Annotated in this window: 4 protein-coding genes and 1 pseudogene; 3 read left to right on the top strand and 2 right to left on the bottom strand. The window is 43.1% G+C overall.

Annotated elements, in window-relative coordinates:
- Nucleotides 1-286 precede the first annotated feature (286 nt).
- Nucleotides 287-778, bottom strand: a pseudogene (locus KJS52_RS25725) (DJ-1/PfpI family protein); the annotation flags it as partial.
- A 1,348-nt stretch (nucleotides 779-2,126) separates the two neighbouring features.
- Here KJS52_RS25725 and KJS52_RS25720 point away from each other — a divergent pair.
- Both KJS52_RS25720 and KJS52_RS25715 read left to right on the top strand, forming a co-directional pair.
- Nucleotides 2,127-2,762 carry a hypothetical protein gene (locus tag KJS52_RS25720; RefSeq protein ID WP_213520268.1) on the top strand — a complete coding sequence of 212 codons (636 nt, stop codon included), beginning with the start codon at nucleotides 2,127-2,129 and terminating at the stop codon, nucleotides 2,760-2,762.
- A 56-nt stretch (nucleotides 2,763-2,818) separates the two neighbouring features.
- Nucleotides 2,819-3,466 (top strand): hypothetical protein, encoded by a 648-nt coding sequence (locus KJS52_RS25715; protein WP_213520266.1) that lies wholly within the window; start codon nucleotides 2,819-2,821, stop codon nucleotides 3,464-3,466.
- Nucleotides 3,467-3,761: 295 nt separating this feature from the next.
- Here KJS52_RS25715 and KJS52_RS25710 read toward each other — a convergent pair whose 3' ends face one another.
- Complete coding sequence (locus KJS52_RS25710; protein ID WP_213520264.1) at nucleotides 3,762-4,343, bottom strand: type 1 glutamine amidotransferase family protein; 582 nt, start codon at nucleotides 4,341-4,343, stop codon at nucleotides 3,762-3,764.
- Nucleotides 4,344-4,538: 195 nt separating this feature from the next.
- On the opposite strand from KJS52_RS25710, the gene KJS52_RS27585 reads away from it, so the two are divergent.
- Nucleotides 4,539-10,184 (top strand): Ig-like domain-containing protein, encoded by a 5,646-nt coding sequence (locus KJS52_RS27585; RefSeq protein WP_246563946.1) that lies wholly within the window; start codon nucleotides 4,539-4,541, stop codon nucleotides 10,182-10,184.
- Nucleotides 10,185-10,239: the final 55 nt, after the last annotated feature.

Genomic DNA, 10,239 nt, shown 5'->3' with positions numbered 1-10,239 from the left:
GGTTTAAAAAGGTATCCTTCACAATTATTTAGGCGATTTTTATTTGTCAAGTATTTTTTTGAATGATAACTGTTCATCTATTAAAGTCTTGCTCTTACAATTGTTGGGGCGAACTGCATAAGTCCTGAATTATAGAGTGCGTTTTAGATATAATCTTTTGCGTATCTAATCATAATAGGAAAGCACCTAAGCTGTGTGAATCTTTGTGCTTTCCTATTAAATACTATGAGGAGAAATAGCCCTTTTTAAATATTTTAAAGGCTTCGCCTTCTAACACACCCAATCACTCCAAGATATGCTTTGAAAATTCCAGCGCGCCGCTTCCATTCGCGGTGATCAAATTCTCGTCTCGAACAGACTGAACATTCAATATAATGGGCATCTCCCTTATAGTTAGGAGCTCCTTGTTTCCAATAATACAACGTATTGCCTGTGTGCTTATGATGATCCAAATATCCGTGACTGCCTAAAAATGTGGTAGCGTCACAAATCGCTGCAACTGGAATATCCTTGCTTACACAAGAGTCAACGGTTACCTTTGCTTGCTGTTTCCTTGCTTCTCTCCAACCAGTTCCGCTAGGTATGATTATCATTGCGAGCTCTAAATTTTCATTGAATTGCTTAACACTATAGTCGGGAAGAATCTTTAATCTTCCATCGAAACCTTAGGCTCCAGATCAATCGCAATTGTCTTTATACGATATCCTGTTTCTGGCTTGTTTATATTCTGAGCTGACGTAGCTTGCCCTGCCCCCCAATCTGTGAAACCATCCGTTATAAAAAAGCTCGTCGTTAGCTCTGTGTCAAAGTCATGCCCCTTCGGAAATCAAACGTTTTATATTTGACATACTCGTGTTCAAAGATGTAGGAGATACCCGCTTGGTCAACCAAAGCGTCCATCTGCGTGCGAACATTTTTCTTGGCAAAGGTAATCGGTGGTTGTTGCGGAACCTTATCGAATTAATTGACAAAGGCAAGGAGCATAAGGAGTTTAACACCAGCCTTTGTCTTACGAAATTCGGCTAATTGAAATCGTTACATGCACAAGTAAACCGTTGTCGAGTGTTTATTGCATAAAAAAGCCTAATATTGCATCGTAAGCCGACTTGACGGTAGAAAAGACACTTGGCTACACATTCAAATACACCTCGTAGCGGTTCGGACTCAACGAGTCTTTGCTCGCGATTGAACTGTGAAGCCTAGCTCACGCTGTATGCATCGATCGAGAAAGTCATCAGAGAGATATCGCAAGCCCTTCCCATTGTAACTGAGAAAGTAAAAATAGCTTGAAAATAAACTAGCGTCGCCAGCTTTTTGTATATTATCAAGCTTACGATTAGTCTTGACCAGTTGTAAACGTTTTGTACAAATCGGTCAAATTCATTTACCGAAGAAGTAAGTAGGGTATGATTGACCATGTGAATGATCAATTTCGATAGATTAATGGACAGGGCTACCTACCTCTCCGATCTATTGTAAAGGATTTTTTTGTATTAGATTTTTGTATTAGAAACTCAGGCCTATAAAATGCATCAGAGATTCAGTAAATATTAATGCAACACAGTGAAATCGGCTGTAATGCAAGCTGTCATCAAATTAGACTTTTTCTGTAATATAATATAAAATATAGATGTTATAAATTTACGCAAATCGATTTTTAGCATTCTATTTATTAGAGGTTTTAGCTAGGGGGTTCCTTTCGCTAATAGCGTACTGTGAAAGAAAGGATAAAATAAGAACACTTCTATCTCTCATTGGTCTTTCCTACGTATTGATGGTTCCTTTCTTGAAAAAGACACCCATAACAGCTTTATAAGAAAATACGAAGAGAATCGAATACTTTCTAGTTACTCCGTTAGAAATTTCTACAAAATATTCCACTATCTTTTTTAAAACGACTCCTTTAATTCTTGGTAAAGACTGAATATCTGATCAATATAAGGTGCTGTTAATTGATGAAAGTATTCATATATACAGGGATATTTATGAATCAAGTATTTCATTCTGAGTGAGAAATTTCTTTCGTAAAAGATAGAGTATGTCATATCATGATGAAAAGCGAATAAAAATTGGATAAGTAATTTTCATAACTTTAAATATCTTAAAAGGACGGAAGGAAGGTAAGCATGAAAAAATACAAAGGATACATTATAATTTCAGGTCTTATTATTTTTATTGTAGTGTCTCTTGGAGTAATTTTCGTAAGTTTAGACTTTAGAGACTCTGATCTGTATAAAAAAATTAGAACATATATGATTTTTAGAAATGATGTAAATAAGATATACAAAGACACTCCTTTTATTTTTCAAGCGGGTAAAGAAGTAAAATTAAATAGTATTTTATCTGATGTAGAATCTAAACTAGATGAATTATACGAAACTACACCGTTTTTAGAATTAGCTAAAGAAGGAGATGGCGGAATTATAAAGAATAAAGATGCTCCAATTCTACCGTACTCTTTTCGTTATGATTTATATTCTTATTTATATTCTTCAGCACTTGATATTCCAAAAATGGACAGAATCAGATTAGCGATATATGGTGAAAATGATTCTAACACTGAAAAAGACGTAGATTCTTATATCGATGTTACATTATTTGTAGACGATATAAACTATGGAACTCATAGATTTAAAACTGGCTTATGGGGATACGCTGATTGGTATTCTATTCCTAATGGTTCTATGAAAATTGTTATATCGCAACAGGAAAATACTAACGGTGCAAGTATTAAGGGGATCGGTGCTATTTTAATAGATTAAATTTGATTTTTTACCAAATTTATGATATATTATAAAAAAAAGGAGGTAGATGTTGAATGAAAATTTCAAGACTTGCCATGCTTAGCTTTTCGTTATTGCTTTTACTAACTATTTCAAGCAGCTATGTTTTTGCAGAACAATTGAATTCTAAAGAAGTGCAGCAATTCACTCAAACAGCTAAATCACAAAATTCAGAAGAACTTCAAACAGAAGGGAAACGCATTGAGCTATATAATTCTATTGATCACAACGCTGCGATGCAATTAGCTAATAAGGTATATTCAGAGACACCTTTTATCAAATTAGCTCCTAAAGTAAATGAAAACGATATTGCTACTAACAAAGCTGCAAACTACATGCCTTATTATTTTGATTTTAGTTTTAATGCTTCTTTAACCTCCCAAACTATTACTAATAATACTGCAGGTACAGTCAGAATTACTGCCACGGGATCTTGGGATGACTATCCAAATTATTATTCAGGTACCCAATATGACTACTACGACATCACGCTATATGCTGGATCACAAAATCTAGGAACACATAGATTTTTGACTGGTTCATGGCGACATGCAGACTGGGACAATGTACCAACAGGTAATATCTATTTTGTTATGACAAAAAGCTTTTATACTTACTCGGGCGCTCCATATCCAGGCTACAATGGAACTATTACAGGAAGTGGCGCTGCGCTAAATAACTAATTAGATACTATTTTGTAATTAATTTGTTTCACTTTGTTACTTTCTACTTTTCAAATTAAGTCTTTGAGTCATTAAATAGATTACTAGCCCTTTAAAAAAGCAAGAAGAAAAGCGTTTCGCTTTTCTCCTTGCTTTTTATATAAATGCTTACCGTGTAATCAGAATATATGATCTGTAATGGGAAAAAAGAAATGTAGTTTTTTAGTATCTTGATGCGATTAAGGGTGATAAGGATTCGTAATTTAATGCTCTGTGAAACTCAATAGAAAAAACCCCCAGAGCGAAGTTTAAATATTTACGAGGGGAAATACCCCTTCTTAAATATTTCATACCATTCGTTTAGCGCATCGCCTTCCAACACACCTAATCTTTCCAGGATATGCTTTGAAAATTCCAGCGCGCCGCTTCCATTCGCGGTGATCAAATTCTCGTCTCGAACAGACTGGGCATCAATATAATGGGAATCTCCTTTGTAGTTTGGCGCTCCTTGCTTCAAATAATGCAACGTATTGCCTGTGTGCTTATGATGATCCAAATATCCGTGGTTTCCTAGAAATGTAGTAGCGTCGCAAATCGCTGCAACCGGAATATCCTTGCTTACACAATAGTCAACGATTACCTTTGTTTGCTGATTCTTTGTTTCTCTCCAACCAGTTCCGCCAGGTATGATTAGCATTGCGAGCTCTAAATTTTTATCGAATTGCTCGACACTATAGTCAGGAAGAACCTTCAATCCTCCCATCGAAACCTTAGGCTCCAAATCAATCGCAATTGTCTTGACACGATATCCTGTTTCTGGCTTGTTTATTTCTGAGCTGACGTAGCTTGCCTCCCAATCTGCAAAACCATCCGTTATAAAAATTAGCACTTCTTTCAAAGTGATTCCCTCCCAAAATGTTTTAGTTGCAAATTGATTGTAAACCATCATCACTGACAGTTACGGTCAGTCAAAATAAAAAATCTTTAAGCAAAACTTGAAACAAAAATGAATCACAAGCCGCCTACGAGTTGTATTACACTGACTTTGGAGTGTAATACAACTCGTTTTAGCGATGCAAAGGGGAATAGCTTAATGAAAAGTATGTCTACATGGATGTCTAATGTCGCGCAGAACAGCATGGTCTGCTCGGAGATGCGCTTAGCGAGAAAGCTGCTTATTACGTTACTCATTTTCTCGATGCTGCTCGGCTCACTTGTATCAGCAACGCCTGTCGTTCAGGCTAACGATGATGATCCAATTCCAGCTGAAGCCGCTGGTTGGGTGGTTGTGGAGACAGCAGAGCAATTAGCTTATATCAATCGGCATAGCGCCAACTATGTCGATCGCAATATTCGCTTGACCAATGACATTGATATGACGGGGTACGAATGGGTTCCGTTTGGTGATGAAGCAGTCCCCTTTAGTGGTGTCTTTGATGGCAGAGGACACCAAATTAAAGGTCTCACGATTGACGGCGGTACACTGCAGTTTGCGGGCTTCTTTGGCCGCGTGACCGGCACAATACAAAACTTGGGCGTCTCGGTGCATGTGAGCGGCGGCACCAATCTGGGTGGCTTGGTCGGTTATCTACATGGAGGCAGCATTATTCAATCGTATTCACAGGGTACTGTTATTGGAGGGCATTCTGGCTATGCTGGCTTAAGTGTAGCAGGTGGGTTGGTAGGAGTGGCGAACGGGAATTCAACCATTATCCGTTCTTACTCAACCGCTTCAGTTACGAGCGGCGAAGCGTCCAATCAATATGCTGGGGGGCTTGTCGGATCAAAGGGTGCAGGTACCATACAAGACTCCTATGCGACTGGAGCGGTTTCCCATTCTGGCTCCAACAACTATGTATTTGCTGGAGGGCTGGCAGGGCAGCTCGTATACGGAACAATCTCCAACAGCTATGCAGCAGGAAATGTCATGTCAGCCGAACATAATTCGAGAAGTATAATAGGTGGATTCGTTGGAATTAACACGTGGTCATCAATTGTTGCTTCGTTTTTTGATAATAATTCGACAGCGCAATCCAATGGTATAGGAGGCGAGAATGGAATAAGCCAGCTCACAGGTCTTTCAACGACAGACATGAAGCTCGAATCAAGCTACGGAGAAGAATGGGATTTTACAGATACATGGGCGGTTCACGCTGATGTAAATACAGGCTATCCGTATTTGCTTTCAAATATTTTGACGGATGAGTTGCCAAGGGCGATAAAGGATGCTCCCTATACAATAAAGCTTGAAGCCTTCGATGGCTCAGGTGCAGGTTTAAGCTGGAGCGCTTCAGGGCTTCCACAAGGCTTGGAGGTAACAGTTGATGGCGTTTTACAGGGTACGCCTGTATTAGGTGGGGTATTTACAGTTACGGTTTCTGCTACCGATATCGGGATGAAAACGATTAGCTCTGTTTTAACGCTGTATATAGATGAATATGCGCCGAATATAATTGGCTTTGCAATTAGTCCGGGCAACGAACGGGGGACAACGAAAGTAACTGCTGATACTGGAGGTCAAGGGCATACATTTGCATATGTACTCGGCTCTGATGCAGGCGAGCGACCATTGTTGGGTGATTCGCTTCCTGATACGGCGGCACTGTATACACTAGGAACCGATATAGCTGCTGTCAGTCCAGGTCAGTTTCTTCAAGTATATGAGCTGGATCACGAGCAGCGTATTCATGCATGGAGCAGTATTGAGCTTGCTGAATCCCATATCCAAGATCAAATTCGTGTTACAGGAGTGAGTCTGGATAAGACGGAGCTAGCGCTTGTAGCTGGTGGTCCTTCGCAGAAGTTGACCGCAACTGTAGAGCCGGGGAACGCAACGAATCAAACCGTTACTTGGAGCTCGAGCGACTCAAGAATAGCAGTAGTAAATCTTAATGGAGAAGTTACGCCAATCTCAGAAGGAACAGCGATCATCACAGTTACAACTCGAGATGGAGCATATACTGCCACAGCAACGGTAACGGTACATCCAGCACCGCCAACAGTTGGGACCATTACAGGCAAAGTATACGGTGAAGGAGCTAAACCATTGGCTGGCGCGAAGGTATTGGTTGGCGGCGGTACGGCGGGTGATGGCATGGCGGGAGGTGTCTCGGTAGAAGGCGGCGAAGTAGAGACTACCACCGATGCAGCAGGAAGCTTTGTGCTAGAGAATATAGCGGAAGGCAACCGTCTACTTTCTGTAACAGTAGCGGGCTATATCGAGTATAAGACAACAGTAAACGTCGTAGCAGGAGAGACCACCAATATAGGGCGAATCGAATTAACAACAGCTCCAATCGCGGTAACAAGAGTGAGCCTGGATAAAACAGAGCTATCGCTTGTAGTAGGTGGATCTTCGCAGAAATTGATCGCAACAATAGAGCCAAGGAACGCGACAAATCAAACCGTCACATGGAGCTCTAGCGACTCGAGCATTGCAGAGGTAGGTCAAAACGGTGAAGTTACGCCAATCTCAGAAGGAACAGCAATCATCACAGTTACAACTCGAGATGGAGCATACTCTGCCACAGCAACGGTAACGGTACAGTCAGCACCACCAACAGTTGGCGTAATTACTGGCACCGTGTACGGTGAAGGAGATAAACCATTGGCTGGTGCGAAGGTATCGGTCGTCATTGGCTCCGCTGGCGATGTTTTGGTGGGAGGCGGCGAAGTTGAGACTACCACCGATGCAGCAGGAAGCTTTGTGATAGAGAATATAGCGGAAGGCAGCTATTCACTGACTGTATCAGCAGCAGGCTATATCGAGTATAAGACAACAGTAAACGTCGTAGCAGGAGAGACCACTGATATAGGGCGAATCGAATTAACAACTGCTCCAGTCGCTGTAACAGGAGTAAGTTTGGATAAAACAGAACTAACGCTAGTGGTAGGTGGACCATCACTGGAGCTGAATGTGACTGTAGAGCCAAGGAATGCTACGAATCAAGCAGTTACGTGGAGCTCAAGTGATATGAGCATAGCAGAGGTAGATCAACAAGGCAAAGTCACACCGATCTCCGAAGGAACAGCGATCATCACAGTAACAACCCACGACGGAGCACATACTGCCACAGCAATGGTAACGGTACAGCCAGCACCACCAACAGTTGGCGTAATTACTGGTACCGTGTACGGTGAAGGAGATAGACCATTGGCTGGTGCGAAGGTATCGGTCGTCTTTGGCTCCGCTGGCGATGTTTCGGTGGGAGGCGGCAATGTAGAGACTACCACCGATGCAGCAGGAAGCTTTGTGATAGAGAATATAGCGGAAGGCAGCTATTCATTGACTGTATCAGCAGCAGGCTATATCGAGTATAAGACAACAGTAAACGTCGTAGCAGGAGAGATCACGGATATAGGCCGAATCGAATTAACAACAGCTCCGATTGCTGTAACAGGAGTAAGTCTGGATAAAACAGAGCTAACGCTTGTAGTAGGTGGATCTTCGCAGAAATTGATCGCAACAGTAGAGCCAAGGAACGCGACAGATCAAACCGTCACATGGAGATCTAGCGACTCGAGCATTGCTGAGGTAGATCAAAGTGGAGAAGTTAGGCCGGTCTCCGAAGGAACAGCGACCATCACAGTAACAACCCAAGAGGGAGCATACTCTGCCACAGCAACGGTAACGGTACATCCAGCGCAACCAACAGTTGGCGTAATTACAGGCACCGTGTACGGCGAAGGAGCTAAACCATTGGCTGGAGCGAAGGTGTCGGTCGGCGGCGGTACGTCGGGTGATGGCATGGCGGGTGATGGCTCGGCAGACGATGTCTCGGCGGAAAGCGGCAATGTAGAGACTACGACCGACGCAGCAGGAAGCTTTGTACTAGAGAATATAGCAGAAGGCAGCTATTCACTTATTGTAACAGCAGCGGGCTATATTGAGTATAAGACAACAGTAAACGTTGTAGCAGGAGAGAGCACCGTTATAGGGCGAATCGAATTAACAGCATCTACGATTGCTGTAACAGGAGTGAGCCTGGATAAAACAGAGCTATCGCTTGTAGTAGGTGGATCTTCGCAGAAATTGATCGCAACAGTAGAGCCAAGAAACGCGACAAATCAAGCCGTCACATGGAGTTCTAGCGACTCGAGCATTGCTGAGGTAGATCAAAGCGGAGAAGTTACGCCGATCTCTGCAGGAACAGCTACCATCACAGTAACAACCCAAGATGGAGCACATACTGCCACAGCAACGGTAACAGTGCAGCCAGCGCCGCCGATAGTTGGCATAATTACTGGCACCGTGTACGGTGAAAGAAACACCCCACTGGCAGGGGCGAAGGTTTCAGTAGACGGTAGCTCGGTAGACGGTGGCAAGGTAGAAGTCTTGACCGATTCCGAAGGGGAATTTACGCTAAACAACATAGCTGAAGGTAGCTACGAACTAACGGTAACTGCACCAGGATACAATGAATACACCACAACAGTTAATGTCATAGCAGACAAGACTACCGAAGTAGGACGCATCGTGCTACAGAAAGTCACTCCCCCTGGCCCATCGCCAGGTTGGAATGACCCTCCTGCTTCTTCTCAGGATAGAGAGACGATGTCCATCGTAATCAACGGTAATACCGTTCAAGTAACGGCTAAAAAAGAACAAGATCATGACGGCAGGTCCGTGCTACGCTTAGTGATGGATGACGAACTCATTCAGTCATGGTTTACATCCCCAGAAGAAATCGTTATTGCAATTGATAATGAGGAACCAATTGTAAAGGTAGATCTTCCAGCAGTATCATTAAAAGCACTTTCCGAAGCACAGCCAGATAAATTGATTCGCATTGCCGTCAATGGCGCAAGCTACAGCTTGCCGCTGCATAGCCTTCAGCATGTCCCGAACAGTGCAACGATAACGGCTGCTATTGCAACAATGCCGGATTCTGCCGTATCTGAGCTTGAAGCAGCATTGAATAAGCAAGGGTACACGATGCTGGTGAAGCCGATGAGCTTCTATCTTCTTAGCAACAACAAGGAACTAGATGTGCAAGACATATACATGGAGCGTATATTCTCCCTGGATACCGAAATACAAGCGAATCGTGCAACAGTTGTAAAGGTAGAGGATAACGGAAGGCTGCAGTTTGTTCTTTCCGTATTCGAGACGGGGAAAGCAGCTTTTTACACCTTGCAAAACGGTTGGTTTACCGCAATAGCAACTGAGCGAGCCTTTACGGATACGAAGGGGCATTGGGCGCAAGCCGAAATTGAGCTTCTGGCAAGCAAGCTGATCGTCGACGGCTCCGCTACTAATACGTTTAACCCGGAGCGAAGCATTACTCGAGCTGAATTTGCCGCGTTGCTTGTACGGGCGCTTGGGCTCACTGAAAAACCACAGCATGTCTCATATTCTGACATTCAATCTGAAAATGCTTGGTATGTAGGTGCAATAGGGGCGGCCGCTGCTGCTGGCTTGATTGAAGGATTCTCAGACGGCACATTCCGACCGAATACGTTTATTACCCGAGAGCAGATGGTCGTTATGCTGGGCAGAGCGATCCGATTTACCGGTGAGCTGCCAGCAGCAACAGCAGAAAATTCTCAATTGGAGAGCTTCACTGACTATTCGGAGCTAGCTGACTGGGCCAAGGGAGACGCCGAGCAGCTGCTGGCTGCAGGCATTATCGAAGGCACGGAGGATGCAGCCTTTGCACCAAAGGAGCCTGCAACGCGCGCCCAAAGCGCGGTACTGCTTGTACGAATGCTGCGTTACCTCGACTTTATCAATGAATAGAAACGAAATAAATAAAGAAGCTTCTAGCCCACTTTCGCAATGGTGCTGGAAGCTT

The organism is Paenibacillus montaniterrae (assembly GCF_018403185.1).
In the GTDB taxonomy this organism is placed as follows: Bacteria; Bacillota; Bacilli; order Paenibacillales; family Paenibacillaceae; genus Pristimantibacillus; species Pristimantibacillus montaniterrae.
The sequence above is the reverse complement of the archived record's forward strand: the minus strand, read 5'-3'. Positions and strand labels throughout refer to the sequence as shown.